The sequence below is a fragment of the Kitasatospora sp. NBC_00374 genome (assembly GCF_041434935.1).
Lineage (GTDB): Bacteria > Actinomycetota > Actinomycetes > Streptomycetales > Streptomycetaceae > Kitasatospora.
Window position 1 is genome coordinate 4,078,289 of record NZ_CP107964.1, and the last position, 26,229, is coordinate 4,104,517.

A 26,229-nucleotide genomic window follows, 5' to 3' on the forward strand; every position below is an offset into this window, starting at 1 on the left:
TCTGCCAGTACGACAATCTATCGACCAGCACTTTCTGTCACCCTTGATCCGATGAGATACCCGGTCAACCGCGAGTTGACGTGAACGCCACCCGTCGGCCACCCCGCCGGGTGGGGGAAATCACCGCCCTTCGGGGCGATTCCCGCAGGCTTGCACACGTTTGGGCCCGGTGACGCTTTCCGGGGTTACCCGATATCCGTGACACCTTCGGGCGAACCGTCCGACCACCGCTGGTGGTCAATAGGCCGTCTGAGCAATCCTGATGAGGCGACGCCAGGACCGGCGCGAACGGGACGGCCAACCCCGGGGCGCCATTTTTTCGCACCCAGCAGGGAGACCACCGTGTCCCGTATTCGCGCGGCGGCCGCCGTCACCGCTCTCGGAGCCTTCCTCGTCGCCGGTATCGGTACCGCCCAGGCCGACATCCACTAGACCGGTACCGGCTCCGGTATGACCGGTGAGGGGGTGGGCCCGCGCGGGGCCGCCCCCTCACCCCCGTCGTCTACAGACCCAGCACCGCCCGGCTCAACGTCTCCAGCCCGGGCGCCGGTTCCACGCCGCCCGACCGGTGCCGCACCCCGTCGTTCACCAGCGCGAACATCGCGTGCACCCGGATCCGCGCCTCCGCCCGGTCGTACTCCGGCCGCAGCTGCCGCAGCAGGTCCACCCAGGTGCGCAGGAAGTCCCGCCGGAAGTCCAGCGCGGCCTTCCGGTCCGGCGGCGCCAACCGCTCGGTCTCCCGGAGCATCGCGCCCAGGTAGTGGCTGTTGCGCCGGGCGAAGTCCAGGTAGCCGGTCAGCCCCGCCGAGAGCGCGTCCCCCGGCGAGGACGCGTCGGCCAGGGCCCCGCCCACCTCGTGCCACAGCCGCTCCCGGCTGCGCACCAGGGCCGCGGCCAGCAGCCCGGTCTTGGTGGCGAAGTGCTTGTAGACGCTCGGGCCGGCGATGCCGACGGCCGCGCCCAGCCGCTCGGTGCTGACGTTGTCGAACCCCCGGGTGTCGAACAGCCGGACGGCGGCGGCCAGCAGCTCCTCCCGCCGCGACCCCACCGGCACGCCGCCGGGCCCGACCGCCTCAAGGGCTCCCCGGCCGGGGAGTTCCTCGGCCGTGAGCAGCGCAGCGCCGAGCTGTCGCAGCAGCCGCTCGAAGCGCCGCCGCGACGGCGCGAAGGTGTGGTGCGACAGGCTGCCGTACACGGAGAGCAGCGACCAGCAGCGGAACTCCGCGCCCACCACCGCCGGGCCGCCGACCACCCGGGCCATCTGTGCCACCTGCCCGCGCAACTGCCGCCGCAGCAGTGCCTGTTGACCGGGCTGCAGCAGTCGCGCCTCGCGCTGCCACAGCGTTCCGAGAGCCCGGTGCTCGATCGCCGCAGCCGCCAGCGCCGCGCACAGCCCGTCCGGCCCGTCGGCCCCGCGCCGGACCGCCTCGCCCAGCACGGCCAGCTCCGACTCGACGGCGCACCGCAGCAGTTCGGGCTTCCCCCGGAAGTGCCGGTACAGCGCGGGCGCGGTGATGCCCACCTCGGCGGCCACCTCCGCCATCGACACCTGGTGGTAGCCGTGCCGGTGGAACAGCCCGACCGCGGCGGCGAGGATCTGCGCCCGGCGCCCGGGCGGGCGCCGCACGATCTCCCGCTCCGCCACCGCCTCCACCCCTCACCCACTGTCCGCCAAATCGGCGCTCAGGGTAGCAAGGATTCACTTGAGCCCGGCTCGACCCGTGGGCCACCGGCTTCCTTCACCCCACGGCCAGCGCATCGATGCTGGACAGTCGAGGCTACCGGCGATTAACTTGTCCCGCGATCAGCCGCTGTCCGAAGGGAGCGCCACCGTGCGCCGTACCGTCTTCACCGAGGACCACGAGGCCTTCCGGGAGACCATCCGGGACTTCATCGCCAAGGAGGTCGTCCCGGTCTACGAGAGCTGGGAGACCGCCGGCCACCCGCCGCGCGACTTCTACCGCAAGCTCGGCGCGCTCGGCGTCTACGGCATCGAGGTGCCCGAGGAGTACGGCGGCGCGGGCGAGAGCGGCTTCAAGTACCAGGCGGTGGTCAGCGAGGAGTGCGCCCGCGCGGGCGTCACCTTCGGTTCCTCGGGGGTGCACACCGGCCTGGTGCTGCCCTACCTGCTGGAGTACGCGAACGAGGAGCAGAAGCGCCGCTGGCTGCCGGGCTTCGTCTCCGGCGACATCATGACCGCCATCGCGATGACCGAGCCCGGCGCCGGCTCCGACCTTGCCGGCATCACCACCACCGCGAAGCTCTCCGCGGACGGCACCCACTACGTCCTCAACGGCGCCAAGACCTTCATCACCGGCGGCGTGCTCGCCGACCTGGTCCTGGTGGTCTGCCGGACCTCCCCGCCCGACCCCCAGGACCGCCGGGCCGGCCTGTCCATCCTCTGCGTGGACACCACCTCCGAGGGCTACACCGTCGGCCGCAAACTGCAGAAGATCGGCCTGCGCACCTCCGACACCGCCGAGCTCGCCTTCAGCGACGTCCAGGTCCCCGTCGCGGACCTGCTCGGCGAGGAGGGCAAGGCCTTCAGCTACCTCACCCACAACCTGGTGCAGGAGCGCCTGGCCATCGCCGTCGGCGCGTACGCCTCCGCCGCGGCCGCCGTCCGCTTCGCGGTGCAGTACGTGAAGGACCGCAAGGTCTTCGGCAAGGCCGTCGCCGAGTTCCAGAACACCAAGTTCACCCTGGCCGACTGCGAGGCCCAGGTGGTCGCCCAGCAGTCCATGGTGGACCGCGCACTGGAGCTCTACCAGCACGGCGAGCTGACGGTCGCGGACGCCGCGGCGGCCAAGCTGTTCTGCACCGAGTCGGCCTCCCAGGTGATCGACAAGTGCCTCCAGCTGCACGGCGGCTACGGCTACATCCTGGAGTACCCGATCGCCCGGCTCTACACCGACAACCGGGTGTTCCGGATCTACGGCGGCACCAGCGAGGTCATGCGCAGCATCATCGCCAAGTCCCTGGGCCTGTGACGCCGGGCGGGTCCGGGCACGCCCGCTGCCGCCCTCGGACCTGAGCCGGGGGCGGCAGTCGCGGTGCGGCCGGGGTCAGTTCATCGAGCTGCTCTGACCCGCCTCGCTGCGCCAGGCCTCCAGCCCGGCCAGCGAGGCCGCCCGGGCCTGCTGCATCGCCCGGGTCGCCCGCTCGGCGGGGGAGGTCTCCATCCGCCGGACGTAGTCGCGTCCGGCCGAGGCGAGTGAGATGCCGACGATGACCGCGCCCGCCATGGTGAGCAGGGCGCCCACACCGCCGATCAGTGCACCGGCGGTGAGCGCCGTGCGGTTGACGTTGAATCCGTCGCTGAGCCTGTTGTTGGTCGCCATACCTCCACCATCGGCCCGAGGGAGCCATCGCGCACCCGGAGAGGCCCGACGTACCCCCTGGTGGCGGTCCAGCGCGCGCGGAGGGCGCGTCCGGGCCTAGGGTCACGGCGGGGGTCCCGCCCACGCAGGAGGCCGCGATGTCCGAGCCCGCACCCGTCGATCTGAACGCGCTGGCCGACGAGCACAGCGCCAAGGCCGCCGCCTCCCCGCACGGCCGCAGCGCCCACCTGCTGCTGCACGACAGCGTCCTGCGGCAGACCGTGATCGCGCTCCGGGCGGACGCCGCGCTGGACGAGCACAACGCCCCGGTGGCCGCCAGCCTGCTGGTGCTGCGCGGCCGGGTCTCGCTGACGGTCGCGGGCCGCCGCCGGGAACTCTCGGCCGGGCAGCTCCACCCGATCCCGCAGGAGCGGCACGGACTGCTCGCGCACGTGGACTCGGTGGTGCTGCTCACGGTCGTGACCAACTGAGCGTGACCGGCTGAGGCCGACCGGCTGAGCTCGACCGACCGAGCTCGACCGACCGGGGCCGGCCTGGCCGCACCCCCGGGTCAGCTCCTGCCGAGGACGCCTTCGCTGACCAGTTCCAGCCCGCGCAGCAGTTCCGCGCCGCTGGGCGTCTGCTCGGGCGAGATCAGCCACTGGGCCGCCAGCCCAGCCAGCAGGGCCTGGTAGAAGGCGCCTCGGGCCATCTCGTCCGGGGTGTCGGGGACCTCCTCCAGGCCCTGGAAGATCGCGGCCAGCCCGAGCCGGCCGTCCCGCTGGGCCTCGTCGAAGGCCTGGCGCAGCCCCTTGGCGTCGTCCGTGCGGGCCAGTACCTCGAACTGCGCCGTCCACAGGCCGCGGTTCTCGACGAAGGTGCGCTGCACCTGGTCCCAGGCGGCGGCGAACCGCTCCTTCGGGTCGGACACCCCGGCGGCCTCGGAGAGCGCCGCGCCGACCGCCGCGCCCCAGTCCTCCAGCGCGGCGATCATCGCCTGCGCCAGCAGCTCGTCCTTCGAGCCGTAGTGGTAGCCGATCGCGGCCAGGCTGACGCCGGCGGCGGAGGCGATGTCCCGGGCGGTGGTGCGCCCGTAGCCCTTGTCGAGCAGGCAGCGCTTGGCGCCCGCCAGCAGATCCTCGCGGTTTCCCATGCGATCGATGCTACGCCAGAGATGGACGATCGTCTCGCACGAACGAGTCAGACGCTTGTACTAGACAGATGTGTCACACGCTCGTACAGTCATCCCCATGACCGCAACCAACGGCCTCGCCGGCCGCCGCGAATGGACGGGCCTCGCCGTCCTCCTGCTCCCGACCCTCGTCATCGCGATGGACATGGGGGTGCTCTTCTTCGCCGTCCCGTTCATCGCCACCGACATGCAGCCCAGCGGCACCCAGCAGCTGTGGATCATGGACATGTACTCGTTCCTGCTGGCCGGCCTGCTGATCCCGATGGGCGCGCTCGGCGACCGGATCGGCCGCCGCCGGCTGCTGATGGCCGGCGCCGCGGGCTTCGCCACCGCCTCGCTGGTCGCGGCCTGCTCGGACGGCGCCGCCCAGCTGATCGCCGCCCGGGCCCTGCTCGGCATCGCCGGGGCCACCCTGATGCCGTCCACGCTGGCGCTGATCCGCAACATGTTCCACGACGCCAAGCAGCGGCAGGCCGCGATCGGCATCTGGAGCGCGGCGATGATGGGCGGCGCCATGCTCGGCCCGGTGGCCGGCGGACTGCTGCTGAACCACTTCTGGTGGGGCTCGGCGTTCCTCGCCGCCGTGCCGGTGATGCTGCTGGTGCTGCTGGCCGCGCCCGCCCTGCTGCCCGAGTACCGGGCCGCCGCCACCGGCCGCTTCGACCTGGCCGGCGCCGCACTGTCGATCGCCACCGTGCTGCCGGTGGTCTACGGGATCAAGACCCTGGCCGTGGACGGCTGGAGCCTGCCGCCGCTGCTCGTCCTCGCCGCCGGCCTGCTGACCGGGGCCGGCCTGGTGGCCCGGCTGCGGACCGCGGCCGACCCGCTGATCGACCTGAGCCTGTTCCGGATCCGCACCTACAGCGGTGCGATCACCGTCAACACCATCGCGATGTTCGCCATGATGGGCTTCACCCTCTTCACCTCCCAGTACCTGCAGCTGGTCAAGGGCCTGAGCCCGCTGGCCGCCTCGCTCTGGGCGCTGCTGCCGAGCGTCGGCGTCGGCGCGGCGGTCGGCGGGATCGGCGCCCTGGCCGGCAAGGTCCGCCCGGCGACCCTGATGACCGGCGGGTTCGTGATCAGTGCGGCCGGTTTCGGCCTGATGGCCCTGGTCGGTCCCGACACCCCGCTGGCCCTGATCCTGACCGCCGCCGGAGTGATCGCGGCCGGTGCGGTCGGCACCATGACCCTGACCGCCGAGATGGTGGTCTCCGCCGCCCCCGCCGAGCGGGCCGGCGCCGCCTCCGCCACCTCGGAGACCGCGAGCGAGCTGGGCAGCTCGCTGGGCATCGCCCTGCTCGGCGCGGCCGGCGCCGCGATCTACCGGACCCAGCTGGACGGCAGGATGCCCGCCGGACTGCCCGCCGACGCGGCCAGGGCGGCGCAGGACACCCTGGGCGGAGCCGTCACGGTGGCCGGCCGGATCTCCGGCCCGGCCGGCACCGAGCTGCTGGCGGCCGGCCGCGCGGCCTTCGCCGACGGAATGCACGTGGCGGCGGTGGCCGGCCTGCTGATCATGCTCGGCGCCGCGCTCGCCGCCAACCGGCTGATGCGGCACCTGCCGGCCGCTCCCGCGGGCACCCCGGCCGCGGCCGAGGAGCAGCCGGTCACCGTCTGACCCGGCGAGGCCCGCCGGGCCGACCACCTGCGGATCATCCGGGCCCCGGCCGACACCAGTCGGCCGGGGCCCTCGCCGTGCCGCGCGCCTTTCCGCCCGGCGCGTCCTAGCGTGGTCCGCGACCCCAGCAGTACCGACCCGCGCAGCACCGACCCGCGTGCACCGACCCGCGCAGCACCGACCGCAGGAGGCCCGCCGCCGATGCCGGAACCAGCCTGGCGCCGCGAGCACGAGGACCCGGACTACCGCTTCACCCTCGCCAACGAGCGCACCTTCCTGGCCTGGATCCGCACGGCACTGGCGCTGCTGGCCGGGGCGGTCGCGATCGACCAGCTCACCCCCGGCCTCGCGTCGGCCCCGGTCCGGGCGGCCCTCGCGGTGGTGCTGGCGCTCGGCGGCGCCGGGCTCGGCGCCACCGCGTACCGCCGCTGGGTGCGGGTCGAGCGGGCCATCCGGGAGGGCGGCCGACTGCCCTACACCCGGATCATGCTGGTGCTGACGGTCTGTGTGGTGGTGGCCGCCGCGGTGTTCACCGTCCTGATCATCGGCTCCGTCCGGTGACCGCGTCCCCGCCCGGCCGCGACCCGGGCCTGCAGCCGGAGCGCACGCTGCTGGCCTGGGGACGCACCGCCCTGCTGCTGACCGTCGACGCGATGCTGATCCTGCGCACCGGCCTGGTCTCCCGGCAGCCGGGACTGACCGCGCTCGGCGGTCTGCTGGCCGCCGCGGCCTGTGGGTTCTTCGGGTACGGGCTGCGCCGCCGGCGCCGGCTGGAGGTCGCGGGGGCGGTCCCGGAAGCGGTCCGGGTGATGCCGCTGCGGGTGCTGGCGCTCACGGTGGCGGTGGCCGCGGCAGGCAGTGCCTGGTGTGTGCTGACGGCCCCCGGAGCGGACCCCGCGACCGAATAATGGTCCAGACCACAAGCCGCTCAGCACCTGGTTTTCGACCAGCGTTTGCCGACGGGTGTATACGTTCTCGGACCGGGCCAGGCATACTGGCCAGGTCGGGCAAGTCCGTCCGGCTGGCATTCGGCGAGAACTTCCGCGAAAGGACCGGTGGTCAGGGATGTTCCGTAACGGTTTTGAGCCCTGGCACCTCATCATCATGGTGGTCGTGCTCGTCCTGCTGTTCGGCTCCAAGAAGCTGCCCGAGATGGCACGCGGCCTCGGCAAGTCGATGCGCATCCTCAAGGCCGAGACGAAGGCCCTGCGCGAGGACGACGCTCCGGCCGAGACCCAGAACGGCACCGCGGCCCAGAGCCCGGCCGAGCAGCCCCGCCCGGCGGTCGCGCCGACCAACGTCACGAAGTCCGCCGACACCACCAAGTCGGCCACCGGCGCCTGAGCCTCCCGGCTCCAGAGCCCCCGTTCCGTCACCGACGGAACGGGGGCTCTGTCATGGCCGCCCGACGGAGTAGTCGAGTAGCCGTCCTATTTGTTCTGTTATCTCCTGGTATTCGACGATCGCGCCGAGTGCTCGGAGGACTGCCATGGCCACCCCAGGAGCACCGGAACCGGACCGGCCCCCGCACCCGGAGCAACCGCCGGGCCCCAAGCCCTCGGACTCCGAGCCGTCGGGCCCCAAGCCGTCGGCGCCCGGCCCGGAGCAGCCGTCAGCCGCGGAGCCCGCCGAGCCCGACGAGCTCACCGAGCTCCGGCAGCGGGTCGCCGTCCTGGAGAAGAAGACGCCGGCCCCGCCCCGACACCGGCTCAGATCCCTGCTGGCCGCCGTCCTGATCACGCTCGCGGCCGTGCTGACCCCGCTGTCCGCCATCGCCACCTGGACGAACTCCCAGATCTCCGACACCGACCGGTACGTCGCCACGGTGGCCCCGCTGGCCAAGGACCCGGCCGTACAGAGCGCCGTCACCAACCGGGTGACCGATCTGATCATGCAGCAGCTACCGATCGACAGCCTTCTGGCGGACATCGCCCCCGCCGACCGGCCGCTCCTGGACACCGCGCTGAAGAAGGTCGGCCCCGCCCTGACGAGCGGTCTGACCGGCTTCGTCCACGACCAGGTGCAGCGGCTGGTCGAGAGTGAGGCCTTCGCCACCCTCTGGGTCAACGCCAACCGCAACATCCACGCGGCCGTGGACAAGGCGCTGACCGGCAAGGGCGGCGGCGCCGTCGAGATCAAGGGCGACACCGTCACCCTGGACCTGGCGCCGCTGATCGACGAGGTGAAGACCCGTCTGGTGGACCGGGGCGTGGGCGTCGCCGCCAAGATCCCGGAGGTGCACACCGACATCACACTGATCCGCTCCGACAGTGTGAAAAGCGTCCAGACCGGCTTCCGGCTGCTGGAGCTGGTCGGATTCTGGCTGCCCGTCGTGACGCTGCTGTGCGCCGTCGGCGGCGTTCTGCTGACCGCGCGGCGTCGGCGCGCGGTGGTCACCACGGCGATCGCGATGGCCGTCGGCGCGGGGGTGCTCGGGATCGGGCTGACCGTCTTCCGGGTGATCTACCTGGACAAACTGCCGTCCGGGGTCAACGAGGACGCCGCGGCGGCGGTCTACGACGCGCTCGTCCGCTACCTGCGCGCCGCCGTCCGGATGCTGCTGGCGCTGGGCATCGTGGTCGCGCTGGGAGCCTGGCTGTCCGGGAGCGGCCGACGGGCGAGCGCGGTACGCGGCCTGTGGCAGGCCGGGCTCGGCGCCGTCCGGGACGCGGCGGAGCGGCTGGGCATGCGGCTCGGCCCGGTCGGCCGGTTCGTGCACCGTTGGAAGGCCTGGCTGGGCTGGGGTGTGACCTGCGTGCTCGCCCTCGTCCTGCTGCTGTGGAGCTACCCGACCGTGGCGGTGGTGCTCTGGCTGGCCCTGCTGTTGCTGCTGGTCCTGGCGATCCTGGAGTTCCTGGACCAGCCCGGCGAACCCGCCGAACGCGGTGGGCCCGGCGGGCCCGGCGAGCCCGCCGAAGCCGCCGGGGGCTGAGCGGGCGGCGACGAGGGCCGTCGTCCTCCGCGACATATTGGGAAGGTAGGCTATCCATTCAGCGGAGACCAGGGAGCGGACAGCCATGCGAATCGGCGAGTTGAGCGGCCGGACCGGCGTGCCGGTGCCGACGATCAAGTACTACCTGCGTGAAGGGCTGCTCCCGGCCGGCGAGCTGACCAGCCCGAACCAGGCCCAGTACGGCGACACCCACGTCCACCGGCTCAAGCTGGTGCGCGCCATGATCGACGTCGGCCGGCTCTCGATCGCCTCGGCCCGCGAGGTGCTGACCGCCCTGGACACCCCGGGCCGCTCGCTGCACGACACCCTCGGCGTCGCCCTCGGCGCGGTGACCGCCCCCTCCCCCGCCACCGGCGTCGAGAGCGCCGGCGAGAGCGCGGCGCGGGAGCAGGCCGACCGGGCGGTCGAGAAGCTGGTCGACCGGCTCGGCTGGCAGGTCACCACCGACAGCCCCGCCCGGCAGGCCCTGGCCCAGGTGATCGTCGCCTTCCACACCCTCGGCCAGGACGAGCTGATCGGGCTGCTGGACGACTACGCCGCCGCGGCGGAGCGGCTCGCCGCCGCCGAGGTGGCCGCCGTCGCCACCCACCCGGATCCGGACGGCCTGGTGGAGAGCGCCGTGATCGGCACCGTCCTGGGCGACGCGGCGCTGGCCGCGCTGCGCAGGCTGGCCCAGGAGGACGCCTCGCACCGGCTGTTCGCCGCCCAGCGGACGGCCCCCGCGAACCTCGGCTGACGGCGGGATCGGCCGGCCGCGGCGCCCGAACGGCGCAGCCCGGCCCCGCGTGGCGCGCGCGCGTCCCCCAGGCTGGACGGGACCGGACGTGTCCCGACCACCGGAGGAGCCGATGCACGGCAAGGCGGTCCGTCCGCTGGCCTGGGTCATCGCGCTCGGGCTTCCGGTGCTGCTGTTCGCGGCCTGGTTCGTGGTACCGCTGGGCGTCTTCGGTCCGCACCACCCGACCCTCAGCTGGGCCTGTTTCGGCCTCTCGCTGGTCGGCGTGGCGATCACGCTGCTCCGGCAGATCCAGCAGGAGGTGATCGGCGAGCGCGGCCACCCCGCGCTGGTGATCATCATGCTGGTCTGCTTCTCGATCGTGCTGTTCGCCACCGCCTACCTGGCGATGGCCCGCACGCCCGGCGAGTTCCCGGGGATCAGCACCAAGGTGGACTCGCTCTACTTCACCGTGATCACCATGGCCACCGTCGGTTACGGCGACATCGTGCCGACCGGGCAGACGGCCCGGGTTCTGGTGATGGTCCAGATCCTCTACACCCTGGTCTTTCTGACGGCAGGCGCCACCGCGATCAACAGCCGGCTGCGCAGAGCCCTGGAGCAGCGGGCCGACCGGCGTCGCCGCCACGGCTGAGCCGCCGGGCGGGCCGGTCCGCGGTCAGCCGTTCCCGTCCTGCTGCTGGGCGTGCACGGCGGCGATCAGCGAGGTCAGCCGGGACTGCCAGGCCTGCGAGGTGTCACCGTCGATGGCCTTCCGCTTGGCGAGGTCCCGGACCACCTTCTGGGCGTCCCGGAGCTGGTCCTCGGCGGTGTCCGGGTGGCGGGAGACGACGGACCTGGCCGCCTCGTCCAGGATCTGCATCAGCTCCTCCTGGCGGTCGCGGTCGCGATTGATCCTGGTCTGCGCGACGACCGCCCTGAGCTGCGCGATCCCGAGGGCCGGGCCGGCCTTCCCGGACGGCGACCCGGAGGCCGGGGCGGAGGGGGACGGCGAGGCGCCGAGGCCGGGCGAGGCGGTGGGCGCGGCCGGTGACGCGGACGGGACGGCCTGGGTGGCGGCGGACGAGGAGACCGGGGCGGCGACCGCTCCCCCCGAGGAGTCGCCGAGGCTGAGCGCCGCGACCACGACCGCGACGGCCGCCGCCGCCACTCCCGCACCGGCGATGACCAGCGGTCGGCGGTTCGGGGCCGGCGGCCCGCCGCCGGCGTGGTCGCCGGGCGGGTCGAAGGGGATCGGCGGGAGCACCGAGGTGTGCCGCTCGCCCGGGTGGCGCGGCGCGGGTGCGGCGGCCTGCGGAGCCTGGGCCATCAACGGCGGGCCGGTCGGCGGCTGGGCGAGCAGCCCCGCCGGGACGGGCGGCAGCACCTGGGTGGCCGCGCCGGCTCCGAGCAGTTCGCCGGTGCGGTCGGCCTGGTGCGCGCCGGGGACGGCGGCGAGGAGCTCGGCGCGGGCCTGGCCGGCGCTGGCCGGCCGGCCGTCGGGGTGCTTGGCGAGCAGCCGCAGCACGGCGGCGTCCAGGGCCGCCGGTACGTCCGGGCGGTGCACGGAGACCGGTACCGGGTACTCGGTGACGTGCTTGTAGGCGATCGCGACCGGGGTGTCGGCGTCGAACGGCGGGGCACCGGTGAGCATCTCGACCAGGACGCAGCCGACCGCGTAGAGATCCGCGCGGGCGTCCACGGCGCCGGCGGTGGCCTGCTCCGGCGAGAGGTAGGCGGCGGTGCCCAGCACGGTCGCGTTCTGGGTGAGCCGGCCGGCGGCGGAGGAACCGGCTCTGGCGATGCCGAAGTCGACCACCTTCACCCCGCCGTCGGCGGTGATCATGATGTTGCCCGGCTTGATGTCCCGGTGCACCAGCCCCTGGCCGTGCGCGGCCTCCAGCGCCTCGCAGACCGCGGCCGCCACCCCGACCGCCCGCTCCAGCGGCAGCGTCCCGGCATCGGCGACGACGTGGCTGAGCGGCCGGCCCTGGACCAGCTCCATGACGATGTATGGCGACCCCTGGTCCACCCCGGAGTCGAAGACCATGACCACCCGGGGGTGCACCAGCATCGCGGCGAGCCGGGCCTCCCGGCCGAACCGCTCGGCGAAGTGGGGGTCGTCGGCGAGACCGCCGTTCAGCACCTTGACGGCCACCTGGCGGCCGAGCTGACGGTCGATCCCGCGCCAGACCGTGGCCATGCCGCCGACGCCGAGTATCTCGACGAGCTCGTAGCGCCCGTTCAGCGCGCGTCCGATCACCGGGAACCGCTCCCCTCACTCCGACGGCCCAAGGCTGCAGTTCGCCTCGTGCACCTGTGCACGATAGCGGCCGGGCGTTCGGGCGGGGGACCGGAAGGCCAGGGGCCGGGCGGCCGGGCGGCCGGTGGACACGGGGGAGCCCACCGACCGCCCGGAGTCTGTCGGGTCCTGCCGAACCGCGCGGAGCGCGGCCACCGGTCGGGCAGCGGGCCCGGGGGGTTCGCCCGCCGCCCGACCGGAGTTCTGGGTCACCCCCGGCGTTCGCCGGAGGGTGCGGGGGTGGCCGTCGCCGTCCGGCCGCTGCCGGGCAGCCGTCCGTCCTTGGTCGCGGACGGTGGGTCCGGCAGCTTCTCGTGCAGCACGTCCGCGCAGTACGCGGAGGTGTGGACCGAGCCGCCCGCCGCCCGGTTGAGCTGTTCGAGGGCGGGATCCTTCAACACGTCGGCCAGGCTCGCGCCACCGCGCAGCCGTTCGCGCAGGGATCGGCAGAGCCGGGCCGAGTCCGCCCGGTCGGCCGGCTCGGCGGTGTCCGACGGATCGTCCGCACGGCCGGGTGAGCCGCCGCCGGGGGAGACGGCGCCGGACGGCGTGGCGGAACCGCTCGGGTGCGCCGGGGCCACCGACCCGTTCGCGGCCGAGCCGCCGGACGGGCGGACGGGGGCCGTCCGCTGTGCCGGACCGCTGCTCGCGGGGGCGGCCGGCGCCGCGGTCACCCGGTGTCCCGGAGCGGGTCCACCGCCCAGGGCGGGCGGCAGCGTGCCGGTGCCCGCGGCGAACGCGACGCCGCCGAGCGCCGTGGCGGCGAACGCGGCGGCGAGGGCCTTCGCGCTGAAGGCCCGCGCGAGCGCGGTGTCCGCCATGGTTCGCCTCCGGGGCTGGGCAGCTGGGCTGGTCGGTGTGGCAGGGCTGATGCGCGCCTCCCGGAACGCCGCCAGGGCCCGCTGCTCCCCGGCCGGCTCGGCGTCGACTGCCTGGGCGGCAGCGGCGGCGAGCAGCCCGGCGAGCGCCGGGTGACCGGTGAGGGCGGCCTGACCGGCCTCCGGGTCGGCCCCGGCACCGGCGAGCAGCTGCTCGGCGGTGTCGCGGTCGATCCGGCGGGATCGGTTGGTGCTCATCTCATGTCCTTCAGCGTCGCGGCTCTTCGCGGTGTCACACCCTGGGCGGAAATTTTTTTCGCGGTCTCCGCGGGCGCCGGTCCGGCCGGCTGCCCGGGCACCCGCGGGGGCGGCGTGGACCGGTCCCGGCCGGGTAGGCCGGCCGCCGCTCCGCCGGTCTGCTCCAGCAGTCCGGCCAGCCTGCGCAGCCCGCGGTGGGCGGCCATCCGGACACTGCCGGCCCGCTTGCCCAGGACCCGGGCGGCGCTCTCGGCGTCCAGCTCCAGCACCACCCGGAGCAGCACCGCCTCGGCCTGGTCCCGGGGCAGCCTGGCGATCAGCGCGAGCGCGTCCGAGGTGGTGACGGTGGCCAGCGCGGCGCCGGCGGTGTCCTCGGCCGCGGCGAGCTCGGCCAGGTACTCCTCGGGGAGGTCGGCGACCGGTCGGCGCCGCTGGCGTCTGAGGTGGTCCATGGCCCGGTTGCGGGCGATGGTGGCCACCCAGGCGCGGAAGCCGTCGGAGTCCCCGGTGAACCGGTCGAGGTCCCGCGCCACCTGCAGCCAGGCCTCGGAGGCGATGTCCTCCGCGTCCTCGGCCCGGCCGCCGACCAGAACCCGCAGGTAGCGCAGCAGGCCCGGTTGGACGGCCCGGAACAGCAGCCGGAAGGCGTCCTCGTCCCCGGCCCGGGCGGCCAGGACGGCTGCCGCCAGGTCGGCCCTGCGGTCGGGCGACCGCCCCTGGCCGATCGGGCGGCCGACCCCGTTGTCGGCGTCCGCTCCGTGGTGTTCTGCACTCTGCACCCGCCACATGATGCGCCATCCGGGCGGGTGACCCGAAGGGCGGGTCCCGCCCGGGCGGGCCCGGCCGGTCGGGGACGAGGCCCTGTCAGCCGCTGCCATTCGCCCACAGCCCGCAAAGGTGTCCGAGGCATGGCTTCGTAGACGGAGGGCGCTCCCGCCCGGCCGCCCCTCCCCCGCGGACCGGCGGTGACGACTGCCCACGAGCTCCTCGCGGAGGGCATGCGGGAGCACCTCGCACCCGGCCTCCGGGCCGTGGGCTTCACCGGCGGAGGGCAGACCTGCACGCTCCGGCCCGCGCCCCGGCCCTGGCTCAGGCCGCACTCCCCCCGGATCGGACGCGCCGGTCGGCGCGCCGGCCCCCTCGGGCGGAACCGCCGACGACCCGCAGCCCGTCCTGATCAACAGCCGGGGGGCACGAGGCCCCCGGGCGGGACAGGGACGCGGGGGACGCAGCGGCATGCGCAGCAGCGAGACGACGGACGACCGACAGCTGGCCTGGGACGGCTGCCTCAACGTGCGCGATCTCGGCGGTCTGCCCACCGTCGACGGCGGCCGGACCCGCCGGGGCGCCGTCGTGCGCGCCGACAACCTCGACTCGCTGACCGACGAGGGCTGGGCGGCCCTGTGGGCGTACGGCATACGGACCGTGGTGGACCTGCGCGACGAGGCGGACTTCCGGCCCCGGCTCGCCCACCCGGCCGACGTCGAGCTGGTCCGGGTGCCGCTCGACGAGCTGGCCGGCCCCGACTGGTGGGCCCGGTTCGGCGGGCTGGACGGCACGCCGCTGTCCTTCCGCCCCTACCTGGACGACTGCCCGCACGCCGTCGCCGCCCTGGTCACCGCCGTCGCCACGGCCCGCCCGGGCGGCGTGGTGGTGCACTGCGGGGCCGGCCGCGACCGGACCGGGCTGGCCACGCTGGTCCTGCTGGCGGTCGCCGGAGTGCGGGCCGAGGCGATCGCCGCCGACTACCTGCTCAGCACCGAGAACCTCCGGCCGCTGTGGGGCATGCTCGGACGGCCCGACGAGGCGGTGGTGACCGAGGAGATCCTGCGCGAGGCGGGCACCACGGCCGAGGCGGCCCTGCGGGAGGTGCTCGCCGAGTTCGAGCCGCAGTCCTACCTGCCCGCCGCCGAGCTGGCCGCCGTCCGGGCCAGGCTGCTCGGCTGAGCCGCCGCGATCACCAGAGACGGTCGATCCCACCGGGGTACAGCGCGATCCTGGCGCCGGCGAAGGACGCCCGGTGGGCGCGGGCGTGCGCGGTGACGAACTCCGCCAGCACCACCTTGTCGAAGCCGGGCCGGTCGCTCGGAAAGGGCTCCTGCGGCGTGCCTCCGACCAGGACGGTGCCGGGCAGCAGCTGCCAGCCGGCCCGCCGGTAGAACGGCTCCAGCGGCCGGTCGCAGCTGAACACCCCGAGATCGACGCCGAGTTCGGCGAGATGCCCGCGGGCCGCGGCGACCAGCCGGCCGCCGTGGCCGCGGCCCCGGCGGGCCCGGTCGGTGACCACGGCGGACAGGCCGCAGGCCCGGAACACCTGCCCGGCGTGGGTGATCTCCTTGGTGAGCAGGTCGAGTGCGGCCACCACCCGGGGGCCGTCCAGCAGCAGCATCGAGCGGGGCAGCAGCGCCGGATCGTGACCGACCCCCGGGTCCGGCCGCCCGGTCGGCCAGGCCTGCTCCTGCAACTCCCAGACCTGGGCCCGCAGGTCGGACGGCACCTCGGCCTCCGGGTGGACCACCAGCTCCATCTGCCAGACTCCCGTCATGATCTTCCGCACCGCGACCCGCCGGGACCTGCCGGCCGTCCTCGGCCTGCTCGCCGACGAGGACACCGTGGTCGACCCCGACTCGATCACCGTCGGTGCAGCGTACGAGGCCGCGTTCGCCGCGATCGACGCGGACCCGCGCAACGAACTCCTGGTGCTTGACGCCGGCGACGGCACGGTGCTCGGCAGCCTCCAGCTGACCTACATCCCCGGGCTGGGCCGGGGCGGTGCCGAACGGGCACTGATCGAGGCCGTCCGGGTACGCGCCGACCGGCGCGGCGAAGGGCTCGGCCGGGACCTGCTGGACGCGGCCGTCGGACGGGCCCGGGCGCGCGGCTGCGCCCTGGTCCAGCTCACCAGCAACAAGGACCGGGCCCGGGCGCACCGCTTCTACACCTCGCTCGGCTTCACCCGCAGCCACGACGGCTTCAAGCTCGCGCTGTAGTCGCCCGCCCACCTTCGCCCCGCCCGGCCCCGGGAAAACCGCTGGCCGCCGGCCGCCCGCCGTGGCAACACTGGCGGCATGGTTGACTTCGCCGACTTCGACACCCGCAACTACCCGATGGTGGACGTCCGTACCGGCTACGCCGGGTGGGCCGACACCTACGAGCAGACCGTGCAGGACGCCATGGACCTCGCGGTCCTGGCCGCGCTCGCCGTCCCGCGCTGGGCCGAGGCCACCCGGGCGGCCGACCTGGGGTGCGGCACCGGCCGGACCGGCGCCTGGCTGCGCGCGCAGGGCGTGGGCGCCGTCGACGGCGTCGACCTCACCCCCGAGATGCTCGCCCGGGCGCGCGCCAAGGGAGCCCACGACCGCCTGGTCGAGGCGGACCTGGCCGCCACCGGCCTGCCCTCGGACGGCTACGACCTGACGGTCTCGTCCCTGGTGGACGAGCACCTGGCCGACCTCGGCCCGCTCTACCGCGAGGCCCGGCGGCTGACCCGCCCGGGCGGCCTGTTCGTCCTGGTCGGCCTGCACCCGTACTTCATCATGGCCGCCGGCATGCCCACCCACTACGACGCGGCCGACGGCTCCCCGACCGCCATCGCCACCCACATCCACCTGGTCAGCGACCACCTCTCGGCGGGCCTGGCGGCCGGCTGGGAGCTGGCCGAGATGCGCGAGGCCGTGGTGGACGACGAGTGGATCGCGCTCAAGCCGAAGTGGGAGCGCCTGCGCAGCCACCCGGTCTCGGCCGCCTACGTCTGGCGCAACCCCGCCTGAGAACGCCTCAGAACCCCGAGCTCGGGCTGGTGAGCACCCGGGTACGGCCGTCGGCGCGGGCGGCCAGCCCGGCCGTCAGGCGCAGCGAGCGGGCGGGGCCGAGCAGGGTGAGGGCCTCCTCGGGGGAGGCCCAGCGGTGGTCGTCGAGCTCCCCGGCCGGCAGCGTGATCGGGGTGTCGGCGGCCATGGTGCCGAGGTCGAACAGGAAGTGGCTCGCCGGGTGGTCGAGTTCGCCGGAGGGGTTGGTCCAGGCGACCACCAGCAGCTCGCCGGCCTCCCGGACGATCCCGGTCTCCTCCGTCAGCTCCCGGGAGGCGCACTGCCGTGGGTTCTCGCCGAGGTCGACGGTGCCGCCGACGAACTGCCAGTGCTCGCGGTAGCCGGCCTTCACGATCAGCACCCGGCCCGCCGGGTCGGTGATCAGGCAGCCGGCGGCGGCGTACACCCGGTGCAGCGAGGCGAGCCACTCCTCGCGGGACTGGAGCAGCGGGCTGTCCGACATGGCACTCCTTCGGGACGGGACGGTGTCGCGACCCACTCTCGCAGCACCGGTCCGCCTCGGGCGGACGAACGGGGTGGCACCCGCCGTGCGGACACCACCCCGTCGGGGCGCTCAGTGCGCGGAGTGCTTCTCGGCGCCGCGGTGCCGGTGGCCCGGGAGCTCGGCGTGGTGGGCCTGGCCCGGCGGTGGGGCGGTGGCGGCGAGGGCCCGGCGGCCGCCGTGGCTGAAGGTGTCGTCACCGAAGTAGGGCCCCACCCGGGCGGCGGTCGGGTTGTCGGTGTGGAGCTGCGGGGCGAGCGGGCTCGTACTGGTCGCCATCGAGCGGCGTTCCAGGATGTCCTGGGTACCCCGGCGGAGCTTGGTCATCTTGGCCGTCGATCGTTTGGTCATCATCGACCTCCCTTCGGCGGCCGCCGGTCTCCGCGGGCTGCGGGTCGGGCGGCTGCACGGCTGCGGCATCCGTTCCGGTATGCCCACCTATGAGCTGGTATACACCCCTGATTGATCCCTGGCATTCCGCGGAGCGGCGACCGCCGTTCAGGGCCGTGTGAAACCATGCCGCGTGGCTACGGTGATACAAGATGAGCATTCCGCGACCTCATCCGCCGAACGCCCGGCGCAGGACGGACCGGGCGGCGGCGACGCCCTGCGTGTCCGCCACCCCGCGGCGCTGCTGCGCCTGCTGGTCGGCCTCGCCGCCGTCGGCTTCACCCTGCTGATCGCCGACTACGCCCAGCGCACCGCCCTCGGCCTGGACCGCGACATCTCCGACGGCGCCGGACTGCTGCCACGCACCCCGGTCCGGGTGGTCGGCGCCCTGTGCACCGCCGCCCTGCTGCTCGTCCCGCCGGCCTTCGCCACCGCCCGCCTGCTGCGCGGCGACCGGCGACGGGTCACCGACGGCGTCCTCGCCGCCGTGATCGCCTACGCGCTCGCGCTCGCCCTCGACCTCGGCGTCGACGGCCTGGCCACCCTGACCCACCCCGCCCCGGGTGGCGTCGGCCGGACCGACCCGGTCTACGGGCACCTGGCCCCCGTCCTCGCCTTCATGACCACCGTCGGCACCCTCGGGCTGACCCGCTGGCGCACCGCCCTCGCCGTCGCGCTCACCCTGGCCGGCCTGTCCGGGCTCCTCACCGGCTACGCCACTCCGCTGTCCCTGCTGCTCGGCCTGCTGGTCGGCTGGACCGCCGCGCACGGCACCCGGTACGCCCTCGGCGAGCCCACCAGCCTGCCCACCGACCGCCGGCTGCGCAGCACCCTCGGCAAGGCGGGCGTGCGGCCGGACACCATCCGGCGGACCGGACCCAGCCGCTACCTGGTCACCCAGCGGGACGGCCGCCCTGAGCTGGAGGTCCGGCTGCTCGACCGGCAGGCCCAGGCCAGCGGCCTGCTGCACCGGATCTGGCAACTGCTGCGACTGCGGACCGCGCCCCCGGCGCTCGGCCTGCGTCCGCTGCGCGCCGGCCTGGAACGTCAGGCGCTGCTCGCCTACGCCGCGACCGCGGCCGGCGTCCGCACCCCCGAACCCGTCGCCGTCGCCGAGCTGGGACCGGACGCCGCCCTGGTGGCCTACCCCCGGCTGTCCGCCCGGCCGCTGCACGAGCTGACCGACGCCGAGCTCACCGACGAGGTGCTGGCCGACGCCTGGCGGCAGCTGCGGCTGCTCCAGCGCCGGCAGCTGGCGCACCGCACCATCGGTCCGGACAGTTTGTTGGTGGACGCCGCCGGCGCCGTCCACCTGGTCGACCTGGCCGACGGCGAGATCGCGGCCGGCGAACTGCTGCTCAAGCTGGACCTCGCCGGGCTGCTCACCGTGCTCGCCCTGCGGGCCGGCCCGGAACGCGCGGTGCTGACCGGCAACGCGGTGCTCGGCCCGGCCGCCGTCGGCGCGGCGCTGCCCCTGCTGCAGCCGATCGCCCTCGCCCGGGACACCCGGGCCGCCCTGCGCGAGCACCCCGCGCTGGTCGCCGAGGTCCGTGCGGAGGTGCTGCGCAGCCTGCCGCAGGCACCGGCCCAGCCGGTCCGGCTGGAGCGGCTGCGGCCGCGCACGCTGATCACCGTGCTGGCCGGGATGCTGGCCGGCTTCCTGCTGCTGAAGGAGCTGTTCAGCGGCAGCAACCCGATCACCGTGCTGGCCGGGGCGGACCCGCTGTGGCTGGCGGCGGCCGCGCTGGCCTCCGCCGCCAGCTACCCGGCGGCCACCCTCGGGTTCATCGGCTTCGTGCCGGAACGGCTGACCTTCGGCCGGGCGCTGATGGCGCAGGTGGCCGGGTCGTTCGTGAAGCTGGTGTCACCCGGCGCGGTCGGCGGGGTGGCACTCAACACCCGGTTCCTGCAGCGCAGCGGCATCCCGACCGCCCAGGCGCTGTCCAGCGTCGGCGCCGCCCAGTTGCTCGGCCTGATGCTGCACCTGCTGCAGGTCGCCTGCTTCGGCTGGCTGCTCGGGCGCGGCACGCAGACCGAGATGCCCGACCCGGCCGCGATGGCGGTGATCCTGGCCGGGCTGGGCCTGCTGCTGCTCTCGGTGGTGGCCGTGCCCCGGCTGCGCCGCCGGCTCCAGGCCCTGCTGCGGCCGCTGCGCGCCGAGGTGCTGCCCCGGCTGCTCGACCTGCTTCAGCAGCCGGGCAAGCTGGCGGCCGGGCTGGCCGGGCAGCTCCTGGTCTCGCTGACGTTCGTGACCTGCTTGTACTGCTGCGCGCGGGCGATCGGGCAGAGCCCGCAGTTCGCGGCGGCCGGCTTCACCTTCATGGCCGGCAACGCGGTGGGCTCGGCGGTGCCGACCCCGGGCGGGGTCGGCGGGGTCGAGGCCCTCCTGCAGCAGCTGCTGGCCGGCACCGGCGGGATGGACATGGGGACGGCGCTCGCCGTGGTCGTGCTGTACCGGCTGCTGACCTTCCTGCTGCCGGTCCTGCCCGGCTGGGCCGCGTTCGCCTGGCTGCAGCGGCGCAAGGCGCTCTGAGCGCCGGCGGCCGCAGCGGCGGGCCTCAGACCCGGTACTCGTCCTCGTCCAGGTCGACCTCGCGGACCTGCTCGACGGCGTCGCCGTCGTCGGAGTCCCCGGCGCCCAGTGCCCGGCGCTCGCTCAGCAGCTCGAGGTCGTCACCGAGGTGGTCGGCCACCTCGCGTTCCTCGTCCTCCGCCTCGACGACCACCGGCGATTCCTCGTCGAAGTCCTCCGGAAATTCGGGGCTCTCAGGATTCTGGGGCATGTCGCCAGTATCCGCCGCCGGCGGGCGCTTGGCGCGGTGCGGAGCGGCCCTCGGCGTGTTGCCCGCGCGCCTGCCTGCACTCGGCGCTACACGGCCGGGTCGAGCACCTTGCGGGTGATCCGCTCGGCGACAGCGGCGACCAGGTTCCGCGAGCGGCGCGGCGCGAGGTGGGCGGCGAGCAGGTTGCTCAGGCCGGGCGTCACGTACGGGCGGTCGCGGTCGAGGGCCCGCAGCGCGGCGCGGACCACCGTCTCGGGGGTGGCCATCCGGCCGGTGACGGCCGCCTTGCGGGTGCCGATGGCCTCGAAGAAGCCGGTCTCCACCGGGCCCGGGCACAGGGCCAGCACCCGGACCCCGCGCCGCCGGTACTCCTGCCGCAGGGCGAGGCTGAAGTTCAGTACGAAGCTCTTGGTGGACGCGTAGACGGCGAAGTAGGGCGAGGGCTGGAAGGCCGCCACCGAGGCGACGTTGACCACCGCGCCGGAGCCGCGGGCCAGCATGCCGGGCAGCACGGCGTGCGCGAGGTCGACCGGGGCCACCACGTTGACCATCAGCTGCTCGTGGTCGCGGACGGCGGCCGTCTCCTCGAAGCGGCCGCAGGTGCCGAAGCCGGCGTTGTTGACCAGCAGGTCCACGGTGCGGCCCAGGGCGTCCAGCTCGGCGGCGATCAGCCGGGCCGCGCCGGGCTCGGCGAGGTCCTGGAGCACCACGTCGACCCGGACGCCGTGCGCGGTGCGCAGGTCGGAGGCGAGGGCCTTCAGACGGTCGGCGGACCGCGCGGTGAGGACCAGGTCGTGGCCGCGGGCGGCGAGCTGCGCGGCGAACTCCGCGCCGAGGCCGGACGAGGCACCGGTGACGAGGGCGGTGGGCATGGCGGGGCTCCTTGGGGGGTCGGCGGGCCGAGGGTCGACGAACCACGGCAACTGAGACAGAACAGTAGCTTTTTCTCCCAAAAACGCAACAAGTGTGTAGCAGTTGTTGGGCGAACTGATGCTCGGCTGTATCGTCTGTCGGGGAGCTGACCAGGAGGCACGGATGAGCGGCACAACGGCGGGCCGGCCGCTGCGCGCGGACGCGGAACGCAGCGTGCGCGCCATCCTGGCGGCGGCCGAACGCGTCCTGGCGGCCAATCCGGCCGCCTCCATGGAACAGATCGCCGAGGCCTCCGGGGTCGCCAGGACCACCGTGCACCGCCGCTTCGCCAGCCGGCAGGCGCTGGTCGACGCCCTCGCCGCCTCCGCCGTACGGCAGCTGGCCACCGCGATCGAGGAAAGCCGCCCGGACTCCTCACCCGCCCTGGTCGTGATGCACCGGGCCACCGCGAACGTGATCCGGGTGAAGGGCGCCTGGAGCTTCGCGCTCAACCTGCCCGCACAGGAGGGCAGCGAGGCCGCCGACGGCTGGGCCGAGATCGACCGGCGCTGCCTCGAACTGCTCACCAGGGCCCGGCAGGAGGGCGTGATCGACCCGGCGGCGGACCTCTCCTGGGTCGCCCGGGTGTACTACGCGCTGCTCGGCGAGGCCGTCCACGGGCGCCCCGAGGGCGAGGAGGTCGACCCGGAGGCGCTGGCCGCGCGGATCGTCGACACCCTGCTGCACGGCGCGGGGCCACGCCGGTAGCGGTGCCTCAGTCCGAGATCTGCTGGCGCTCCTCGCCGGTGTCGAAGTAGGAGTCCAGGTAGTCGTCGGGCTCCAGCGGGCTCTCCCGCAGCAGGGAGAACACCTCGGCCCCGGAACCGGGCCGGTCGAACATCCGGTACGCCTGGGCGATGGCCAGGTACTCGAAGCCGCCCTCGGCCGCGTAGGCCTCGGCCTCGGTCTCGGCCAACTCGATCGCCCGGTCGATCGAGTCGGCGTACCAGAGGGTGATCCGTTCCTCGTAGGCCTGCGGCCGGGCGTCCCAGCGGAACACGCACCGCACCCCGTACCAGCCGAACCCGTCCTCGTCCGTCATGCCCTCGTCCGTCATGCCCCGCCCTTCGTGCAGATCGGCGAAGCCTAGCCGCAGGACTGCGAGACCCGCCGGACGGAGGTCGGGTCGAGCGCGGAGCGGGCTCGTCCCGGGTCGCCGGCGGCTGAGGCGCGCGCCCGCGCCCGTCACCACCGCGCACCGGCCAGACGCCAGTCAACTCGCCGACGCCGACACGGCTTTGGCCACATCGGGTGACCTGCCGGGGGACACGCCCGGCGCGTCGCGAAGCCGCTGCCAGGATCGTGGCCGCACCGTGCTCCCCCGCTCCCCCAGCCGCGCGACCACCCGCGCAACCACCCCGCGCAACCACCCTCACCCGAGGAGCTCCATGACCGAAGAGACCGGACGGACGGTCAAGCCCGGCCGAAGCGACAGCCGCCCCCACGAGGACCTCAAGCTCCAGCTCCCCAGCGAACGCCGGATCCACACCCAGCAGCCGATGTCGGTGACGGCCATGAGCCGCCGGCTGCCCCAACTCGTCCGCCGGGCCTTCGCCCTGGCCTGGCGGGTGGACCGCACCTCCACCGTCCTGCTGCTGCTCCTCCAGGCGCTGTCCGGCGGCCTCGGGGCGGTCGCCCTGATCGCCACCACCGCGACCATCGGCCTGGTCGCCACCGGCCGGATCGCCGACCACTTCGGCCAGGCCCTCCCCTCCCTCACCGTGCTCGGCCTGGCCACCGGGCTGCGGGCGCTGGCCGGGGTCGCGATCACCGGACTGTCCGAGCGGCTGGCCCCCCGGATCGGCCGCGAGGGCGAACTGACCCTGCTGGAGGCCGCCACCTCCGCCGAGCTGGCCGCCTACGACACTCCCGGCTACAACGACAAGTGGGACGCCGCCGACCGCGGCGCCGACGTCTCCAAGGAGCTGATCGGGGACGCCCAGAACCTGATCTCCTCCGCCGTGTCCCTGCTCGCCGCCGCCTCCGTGCTGACGGTGCTGCACCCCCTGCTGCTGCCCTTCCTGGTGGCCGCCTCGGTGCCCTCCGGTCTGGCCGCCGTCCGCTCCGCCCGGGTGCACTACCTCGGCATGCTCGCCACCCTGGAGGACCGGCGGCTGCTCGGACTGCTGCGCTGGTTCCTGGTCGACAAGACCACCGCCGACCAGGTCAGGTCGGACACCGTCGCGGACTTCCTGATCGGCCGCTACCGCCAGGCCGGCGCCCGGATCGACCGGACCACCGACGAGGCGGCCTGGCGGTCCGCCCGGATCACCCTGACCGGCGCGCTGGCCGGCGGACTCGCCTCGCTGACCGTCTGGGCGGTGCTGGTCTGGCTGCTCACCAGTGGCCGGATGGGCATCGCCGCCGCCGGCACCGCCGTGATCGGCCTGCGCGCCGCCGCCACCGGTCTTCAGGGCATCGTGGGCTTCGGCGCCCGGCTCTACCGGCTCGGCCTGTACCTGGACGACTGGGCCGAGTTCGTGGAACTCGCGGGCGGCCACCGGATCGACCGCGGCACCGTCCGCCCCGAAGGCCCCGAGCAGGTGGAGGTCCGGGACGTCTCCTACACCTACCCGGGCGCGGACCGGCCCGCGTTGGACGGCGTGTCGCTGCGGCTGGCCCGGGGCGAGATCGTCGCCCTGATCGGCGAGAACGGCTCCGGCAAGACCACCCTGATGAAGTGCCTGGCCGCGCTCAACCTGCCGCACGGCGGCGAGGTGCTGTGGGACGGGGTGCCCACCCGCGCGCTGGACGCCCGGGCGGCCTGGCGGCGCACCGCCGTCGTCCCGCAGGAGTTCGCCCGCTGGCCGCTCACCGCACGGGACAACATCCAGCTCGGGCAGTCGCTGCGCGGTGGCGACGAGGCCGTCCTGCGCGCCGCCGCCCTGTGCGGGGCGGACGAAGTGATCGGCGGGCTGCGGTCCGGGCTGGACACCCTGCTGGCCAGGGAGTGGTGGGGCGGTGTCGAGCTGAGCAGCGGTCAGTGGCAGCGGATCGCGGTCGCCCGGGCGCTGCACCGCGAGGCCGGCCTGCTGGTCCTGGACGAGCCCACCTCCGACCTCGACGCCCGGGTCGAGCACCGGATCTTCCACAGCCTGCGCGCGCCGGCCCGGGACCGCGCGATCATCCTGGTCACCCACAACCTGATCAATGCCGCGGTGGCCGACCGGATCGTGGTGATGCGCGAGGGCCGGATCGTCCAGACCGGCAGCTACACCCAACTCACCGCCGAACCCGGGCTCTTCCGCGAGCTGTGGCTGCTGCAGCGCGACCGCGGCCGGCTCCCCGTCCAGCGGACCACCACCGACGGCTGAGCCCGCGCGGGTACCTCGGGTCCGAGCCTCGGCCCGGGGTACCCGCCCCGGCAGGAGTCGCCGCGCACCGGTCCGTCCCGGTCCGCGGCCCCCTCTCGGCCGGTCCTCGAACAGGCTGGCCTAGGCTGTGGGGCATGGTGAGGCAATCTGCTAGACGACAGCGACTGCTGGTGGCGCTGGTCGCGTTCGTGATTTCCGCCGGCGCGACCATCATGGCCGCCGATTCCTCGCCCTCCGCCGCCAAGCCGGAGAACGCACCCAAGCCCTCCGCGTCCGCGAGCGCCCCCGGCGGTGACAAGCTGCGCATCGGCATCGCCTACGGCGACACCCTCACCTGGGCGAAGGACGACGAACTCGCGATCGGGCTGGACGACGCCGTCAACTCGGGCTCCCAGTGGGTCCGGGTCGACCTGTCCTGGCGCAACATCCAGCCGGAGAGCTCCAAGCGGTACGAGTGGCAGCGCTTCGACCGGGTGGTCACGGCCGCCCGGGCACGCGGCCTGACGGTCCTTCCGGTGATCGGCTACACCCCGCGCTGGGCCCAGAAGGTCAGCTGCCCGGGCAACGACCAGTCCTGCCCGCCGGCGAACCCGGAGACCTTCGCCGCCTTCGCCGCCGAGGCGGTCAAGCGGTACGCACCCCAGGGTGTCCACACCTGGGAGATCTGGAACGAGCCCAACATCCCGTTCTGGGCCCCCAAGCCGGACCCGGTCGGCTACACCGAGCTGCTGAAGGCCACCACCAAGTCGATGCGCAAGGCCGACCCCCAGGCCTTCCTGGTGATGGGCGGCCTCGCCGCCGTCGGCACGGACGCGAAGAAGGGGTACATCTCGCAGAGCGAGTTCCTGGCCGAGATCTGCAAGCTGGGAGCGAACCGCCTGGTGGACGCGGTGGGCTACCACCCCTACACCTACCCGTACCTGCCCAGCGCCAAGACCGACTTCGGCACCGCCTTCGAGGACATCAGCAGCGCCCGGGGCAACCTGGTCGCGGTGCTGGACGCCAACGGGACACCGAACCTGCCGATCTGGCTCACCGAGACCGGTGCCCCGACCAACGGCCCCGGCACGGCTGCCGACGGCAAGACCATCCCGCCGGACTCCACGCACGTCACCCCGGCCTTCCAGGCCGAGATCGCCACCGACACCATCCCGGCCGCCGCGGCCAACCCGCACGTCGGCGCGGTGTTCTGGTTCGCCGACCAGGACTCGGGCACCGAGAAGGACAAGGGCCAGCGGTCGAAGTTCTACGGCCTGCGCAGCTTCGACGGCACGCCCAAGCCCGCCCTGGATGCCTGGAAGGCCGCCGTCGGCGCCTACCAGAAGCGCAAGCCGTAGCCCGGG

General features: G+C 74.3%; 28 protein-coding genes. 16 read left to right on the forward strand and 12 right to left on the reverse strand.

The annotated features are described in order from the left end of the window. Nucleotides 1-502: 502 nt before the first annotated feature. Nucleotides 503-1,645 (reverse strand): TetR/AcrR family transcriptional regulator, encoded by a 1,143-nt coding sequence (locus OG871_RS18320; protein ID WP_371497899.1) that lies wholly within the window; start codon nucleotides 1,643-1,645, stop codon nucleotides 503-505. Between the two features lie 187 nt (nucleotides 1,646-1,832). Between OG871_RS18320 and OG871_RS18325 the strand changes: the two genes are divergently transcribed. Continuing rightward, nucleotides 1,833-2,990 (forward strand): acyl-CoA dehydrogenase family protein, encoded by a 1,158-nt coding sequence (locus OG871_RS18325; RefSeq protein WP_371497900.1) that lies wholly within the window; start codon nucleotides 1,833-1,835, stop codon nucleotides 2,988-2,990. Nucleotides 2,991-3,065: 75 nt separating this feature from the next. Here OG871_RS18325 and OG871_RS18330 read toward each other — a convergent pair whose 3' ends face one another. Then, nucleotides 3,066-3,341, reverse strand: a complete 276-nt coding sequence (locus tag OG871_RS18330) for a hypothetical protein (RefSeq protein ID WP_371497902.1) — start codon at nucleotides 3,339-3,341, stop codon at nucleotides 3,066-3,068. 137 nt (nucleotides 3,342-3,478) lie between these two features. On the opposite strand from OG871_RS18330, the gene OG871_RS18335 reads away from it, so the two are divergent. Then, complete coding sequence (locus OG871_RS18335) at nucleotides 3,479-3,811, forward strand: cupin (protein WP_371497903.1); 333 nt, start codon at nucleotides 3,479-3,481, stop codon at nucleotides 3,809-3,811. Nucleotides 3,812-3,891: 80 nt separating this feature from the next. Here the strand turns inward: OG871_RS18335 and OG871_RS18340 are convergent, their stop codons facing one another. Next, nucleotides 3,892-4,473 carry a TetR/AcrR family transcriptional regulator gene (locus OG871_RS18340; protein ID WP_371497905.1) on the reverse strand — a complete coding sequence of 194 codons (582 nt, stop codon included), beginning with the start codon at nucleotides 4,471-4,473 and terminating at the stop codon, nucleotides 3,892-3,894. 97 nt (nucleotides 4,474-4,570) lie between these two features. On the opposite strand from OG871_RS18340, the gene OG871_RS18345 reads away from it, so the two are divergent. The 7 genes from OG871_RS18345 to OG871_RS18375 all read left to right on the forward strand — a co-directional run bounded on the left by OG871_RS18345 (nucleotide 4,571) and on the right by OG871_RS18375 (nucleotide 10,453). Next, the gene (locus tag OG871_RS18345; RefSeq protein WP_371497906.1) at nucleotides 4,571-6,130 is read left to right on the forward strand and encodes an MFS transporter; all 1,560 of its coding nucleotides are present in this window, start codon (nucleotides 4,571-4,573) and stop codon (nucleotides 6,128-6,130) included. Nucleotides 6,131-6,331: 201 nt separating this feature from the next. After that, a complete protein-coding gene (locus OG871_RS18350) occupies nucleotides 6,332-6,691 on the forward strand; it encodes a YidH family protein (protein WP_371497907.1) in 360 nt (119 codons plus the stop codon). Next, nucleotides 6,688-7,038 (forward strand): DUF202 domain-containing protein, encoded by a 351-nt coding sequence (locus OG871_RS18355; protein WP_371497908.1) that lies wholly within the window; start codon nucleotides 6,688-6,690, stop codon nucleotides 7,036-7,038. Before OG871_RS18350 ends, OG871_RS18355 begins: the two co-directional genes overlap by 4 nt. A gap of 157 nt (nucleotides 7,039-7,195) precedes the next feature. Beyond that, entirely contained in the window at nucleotides 7,196-7,474 is a 279-nt protein-coding gene (gene tatA, locus OG871_RS18360) for a Sec-independent protein translocase subunit TatA (RefSeq protein ID WP_371497909.1), read from the forward strand. A 145-nt stretch (nucleotides 7,475-7,619) separates the two neighbouring features. Then, a complete protein-coding gene (locus OG871_RS18365; RefSeq protein WP_371497910.1) occupies nucleotides 7,620-9,062 on the forward strand; it encodes a hypothetical protein in 1,443 nt (480 codons plus the stop codon). 85 nt (nucleotides 9,063-9,147) lie between these two features. After that, entirely contained in the window at nucleotides 9,148-9,819 is a 672-nt protein-coding gene (locus OG871_RS18370; RefSeq protein ID WP_371497911.1) for a MerR family transcriptional regulator, read from the forward strand. An 88-nt stretch (nucleotides 9,820-9,907) separates the two neighbouring features. Beyond that, on the forward strand, nucleotides 9,908-10,453 hold the full coding sequence (locus OG871_RS18375; RefSeq protein ID WP_371497912.1) for a potassium channel family protein: 546 nt from the start codon (nucleotides 9,908-9,910) through the stop codon (nucleotides 10,451-10,453). Nucleotides 10,454-10,477: 24 nt separating this feature from the next. Here the strand turns inward: OG871_RS18375 and OG871_RS18380 are convergent, their stop codons facing one another. From OG871_RS18380 to OG871_RS18390, 3 genes are all read right to left on the reverse strand, one after another. Beyond that, nucleotides 10,478-12,061, reverse strand: coding sequence for a protein kinase (locus OG871_RS18380; protein WP_371497913.1), 1,584 nt, complete (start codon nucleotides 12,059-12,061; stop codon nucleotides 10,478-10,480). A 248-nt stretch (nucleotides 12,062-12,309) separates the two neighbouring features. Next, entirely contained in the window at nucleotides 12,310-13,176 is an 867-nt protein-coding gene (locus OG871_RS18385) for a hypothetical protein (protein WP_371497914.1), read from the reverse strand. Further along, nucleotides 13,173-13,964, reverse strand: a complete 792-nt coding sequence (locus OG871_RS18390; protein WP_371497915.1) for an RNA polymerase sigma factor — start codon at nucleotides 13,962-13,964, stop codon at nucleotides 13,173-13,175. Before OG871_RS18390 ends, OG871_RS18385 begins: the two co-directional genes overlap by 4 nt. 448 nt (nucleotides 13,965-14,412) lie before the next feature. Here OG871_RS18390 and OG871_RS18395 point away from each other — a divergent pair, with 448 nt between their 5' ends. Continuing rightward, the gene (locus tag OG871_RS18395) at nucleotides 14,413-15,123 is read left to right on the forward strand and encodes a tyrosine-protein phosphatase (RefSeq protein ID WP_371497916.1); all 711 of its coding nucleotides are present in this window, start codon (nucleotides 14,413-14,415) and stop codon (nucleotides 15,121-15,123) included. A gap of 10 nt (nucleotides 15,124-15,133) precedes the next feature. Here the strand turns inward: OG871_RS18395 and OG871_RS18400 are convergent, their stop codons facing one another. After that, complete coding sequence (locus OG871_RS18400; RefSeq protein WP_371497917.1) at nucleotides 15,134-15,721, reverse strand: GNAT family N-acetyltransferase; 588 nt, start codon at nucleotides 15,719-15,721, stop codon at nucleotides 15,134-15,136. Between OG871_RS18400 and OG871_RS18405 the strand changes: the two genes are divergently transcribed. Both OG871_RS18405 and OG871_RS18410 read left to right on the forward strand, forming a co-directional pair. Continuing rightward, nucleotides 15,720-16,166: an N-acetyltransferase family protein gene (locus OG871_RS18405; protein WP_371497918.1), complete on the forward strand. Its 447-nt coding sequence runs from the start codon at nucleotides 15,720-15,722 to the stop codon at nucleotides 16,164-16,166. The genes OG871_RS18400 and OG871_RS18405 overlap by 2 nt on opposite strands. Nucleotides 16,167-16,244: 78 nt before the next feature. Then, nucleotides 16,245-16,946, forward strand: a complete 702-nt coding sequence (locus tag OG871_RS18410; protein ID WP_371497920.1) for a class I SAM-dependent methyltransferase — start codon at nucleotides 16,245-16,247, stop codon at nucleotides 16,944-16,946. A 7-nt stretch (nucleotides 16,947-16,953) separates the two neighbouring features. On the opposite strand, the gene OG871_RS18415 is transcribed toward OG871_RS18410, so the two are convergent. Next, nucleotides 16,954-17,448: an NUDIX domain-containing protein gene (locus tag OG871_RS18415; RefSeq protein ID WP_371497921.1), complete on the reverse strand. Its 495-nt coding sequence runs from the start codon at nucleotides 17,446-17,448 to the stop codon at nucleotides 16,954-16,956. Between the two features lie 111 nt (nucleotides 17,449-17,559). Continuing rightward, nucleotides 17,560-17,838, reverse strand: a complete 279-nt coding sequence (locus tag OG871_RS18420) for a hypothetical protein (RefSeq protein ID WP_371497922.1) — start codon at nucleotides 17,836-17,838, stop codon at nucleotides 17,560-17,562. A gap of 172 nt (nucleotides 17,839-18,010) precedes the next feature. Between OG871_RS18420 and OG871_RS18425 the strand changes: the two genes are divergently transcribed. Continuing rightward, nucleotides 18,011-20,410, forward strand: a complete 2,400-nt coding sequence (locus tag OG871_RS18425) for a YbhN family protein (protein ID WP_371497923.1) — start codon at nucleotides 18,011-18,013, stop codon at nucleotides 20,408-20,410. Nucleotides 20,411-20,435: 25 nt separating this feature from the next. On the opposite strand, the gene OG871_RS18430 is transcribed toward OG871_RS18425, so the two are convergent. Both OG871_RS18430 and OG871_RS18435 read right to left on the reverse strand, forming a co-directional pair. Beyond that, a complete protein-coding gene (locus OG871_RS18430) occupies nucleotides 20,436-20,660 on the reverse strand; it encodes a hypothetical protein (RefSeq protein WP_371497924.1) in 225 nt (74 codons plus the stop codon). Nucleotides 20,661-20,746: 86 nt separating this feature from the next. Beyond that, the gene (locus tag OG871_RS18435; RefSeq protein WP_371497925.1) at nucleotides 20,747-21,532 is read right to left on the reverse strand and encodes an SDR family NAD(P)-dependent oxidoreductase; all 786 of its coding nucleotides are present in this window, start codon (nucleotides 21,530-21,532) and stop codon (nucleotides 20,747-20,749) included. A 163-nt stretch (nucleotides 21,533-21,695) separates the two neighbouring features. Here OG871_RS18435 and OG871_RS18440 point away from each other — a divergent pair, with 163 nt between their 5' ends. Next, entirely contained in the window at nucleotides 21,696-22,280 is a 585-nt protein-coding gene (locus tag OG871_RS18440) for a TetR/AcrR family transcriptional regulator (protein ID WP_371497926.1), read from the forward strand. Between the two features lie 7 nt (nucleotides 22,281-22,287). Here the strand turns inward: OG871_RS18440 and OG871_RS18445 are convergent, their stop codons facing one another. Next, complete coding sequence (locus OG871_RS18445) at nucleotides 22,288-22,629, reverse strand: hypothetical protein (protein ID WP_371497927.1); 342 nt, start codon at nucleotides 22,627-22,629, stop codon at nucleotides 22,288-22,290. A gap of 331 nt (nucleotides 22,630-22,960) precedes the next feature. On the opposite strand from OG871_RS18445, the gene OG871_RS18450 reads away from it, so the two are divergent. Together OG871_RS18450 and OG871_RS18455 are read left to right on the forward strand one after the other, a co-directional pair. Beyond that, nucleotides 22,961-24,886, forward strand: a complete 1,926-nt coding sequence (locus tag OG871_RS18450; RefSeq protein WP_371497929.1) for an ATP-binding cassette domain-containing protein — start codon at nucleotides 22,961-22,963, stop codon at nucleotides 24,884-24,886. Nucleotides 24,887-25,020: 134 nt separating this feature from the next. Next, entirely contained in the window at nucleotides 25,021-26,223 is a 1,203-nt protein-coding gene (locus OG871_RS18455; RefSeq protein ID WP_371497930.1) for a cellulase family glycosylhydrolase, read from the forward strand. Nucleotides 26,224-26,229 lie beyond the last annotated feature (6 nt).

What these genes read in the sequence shown, in the direction of transcription:
- OG871_RS18445 (WP_371497927.1), bottom strand. Translation starts at nt 22,629, where the DNA reads ATGACGGACGAGGGCATGACGGACGAGGACGGGTTCGGCTGGTACGGG.
- OG871_RS18435 (WP_371497925.1), bottom strand. Translation starts at nt 21,532, where the DNA reads ATGCCCACCGCCCTCGTCACCGGTGCCTCGTCCGGCCTCGGCGCGGAG.
- OG871_RS18390 (WP_371497915.1), bottom strand. Translation starts at nt 13,964, where the DNA reads ATGTGGCGGGTGCAGAGTGCAGAACACCACGGAGCGGACGCCGACAAC.
- OG871_RS18440 (WP_371497926.1), top strand. Translation starts at nt 21,696, where the DNA reads ATGAGCGGCACAACGGCGGGCCGGCCGCTGCGCGCGGACGCGGAACGC.
- OG871_RS18395 (WP_371497916.1), top strand. Translation starts at nt 14,413, where the DNA reads ATGCGCAGCAGCGAGACGACGGACGACCGACAGCTGGCCTGGGACGGC.
- OG871_RS18385 (WP_371497914.1), bottom strand. Translation starts at nt 13,176, where the DNA reads ATGAGCACCAACCGATCCCGCCGGATCGACCGCGACACCGCCGAGCAG.
- OG871_RS18450 (WP_371497929.1), top strand. Translation starts at nt 22,961, where the DNA reads ATGACCGAAGAGACCGGACGGACGGTCAAGCCCGGCCGAAGCGACAGC.
- OG871_RS18335 (WP_371497903.1), top strand. Translation starts at nt 3,479, where the DNA reads ATGTCCGAGCCCGCACCCGTCGATCTGAACGCGCTGGCCGACGAGCAC.
- OG871_RS18455 (WP_371497930.1), top strand. Translation starts at nt 25,021, where the DNA reads ATGGTGAGGCAATCTGCTAGACGACAGCGACTGCTGGTGGCGCTGGTC.
- OG871_RS18430 (WP_371497924.1), bottom strand. Translation starts at nt 20,660, where the DNA reads ATGCCCCAGAATCCTGAGAGCCCCGAATTTCCGGAGGACTTCGACGAG.
- OG871_RS18400 (WP_371497917.1), bottom strand. Translation starts at nt 15,721, where the DNA reads ATGACGGGAGTCTGGCAGATGGAGCTGGTGGTCCACCCGGAGGCCGAG.
- OG871_RS18350 (WP_371497907.1), top strand. Translation starts at nt 6,332, where the DNA reads ATGCCGGAACCAGCCTGGCGCCGCGAGCACGAGGACCCGGACTACCGC.
- OG871_RS18410 (WP_371497920.1), top strand. Translation starts at nt 16,245, where the DNA reads ATGGTTGACTTCGCCGACTTCGACACCCGCAACTACCCGATGGTGGAC.
- tatA (WP_371497909.1), top strand. Translation starts at nt 7,196, where the DNA reads ATGTTCCGTAACGGTTTTGAGCCCTGGCACCTCATCATCATGGTGGTC.
- OG871_RS18405 (WP_371497918.1), top strand. Translation starts at nt 15,720, where the DNA reads ATGATCTTCCGCACCGCGACCCGCCGGGACCTGCCGGCCGTCCTCGGC.
- OG871_RS18420 (WP_371497922.1), bottom strand. Translation starts at nt 17,838, where the DNA reads ATGACCAAACGATCGACGGCCAAGATGACCAAGCTCCGCCGGGGTACC.
- OG871_RS18340 (WP_371497905.1), bottom strand. Translation starts at nt 4,473, where the DNA reads ATGGGAAACCGCGAGGATCTGCTGGCGGGCGCCAAGCGCTGCCTGCTC.
- OG871_RS18330 (WP_371497902.1), bottom strand. Translation starts at nt 3,341, where the DNA reads ATGGCGACCAACAACAGGCTCAGCGACGGATTCAACGTCAACCGCACG.
- OG871_RS18370 (WP_371497911.1), top strand. Translation starts at nt 9,148, where the DNA reads ATGCGAATCGGCGAGTTGAGCGGCCGGACCGGCGTGCCGGTGCCGACG.
- OG871_RS18345 (WP_371497906.1), top strand. Translation starts at nt 4,571, where the DNA reads ATGACCGCAACCAACGGCCTCGCCGGCCGCCGCGAATGGACGGGCCTC.
- OG871_RS18365 (WP_371497910.1), top strand. Translation starts at nt 7,620, where the DNA reads ATGGCCACCCCAGGAGCACCGGAACCGGACCGGCCCCCGCACCCGGAG.
- OG871_RS18415 (WP_371497921.1), bottom strand. Translation starts at nt 17,448, where the DNA reads ATGTCGGACAGCCCGCTGCTCCAGTCCCGCGAGGAGTGGCTCGCCTCG.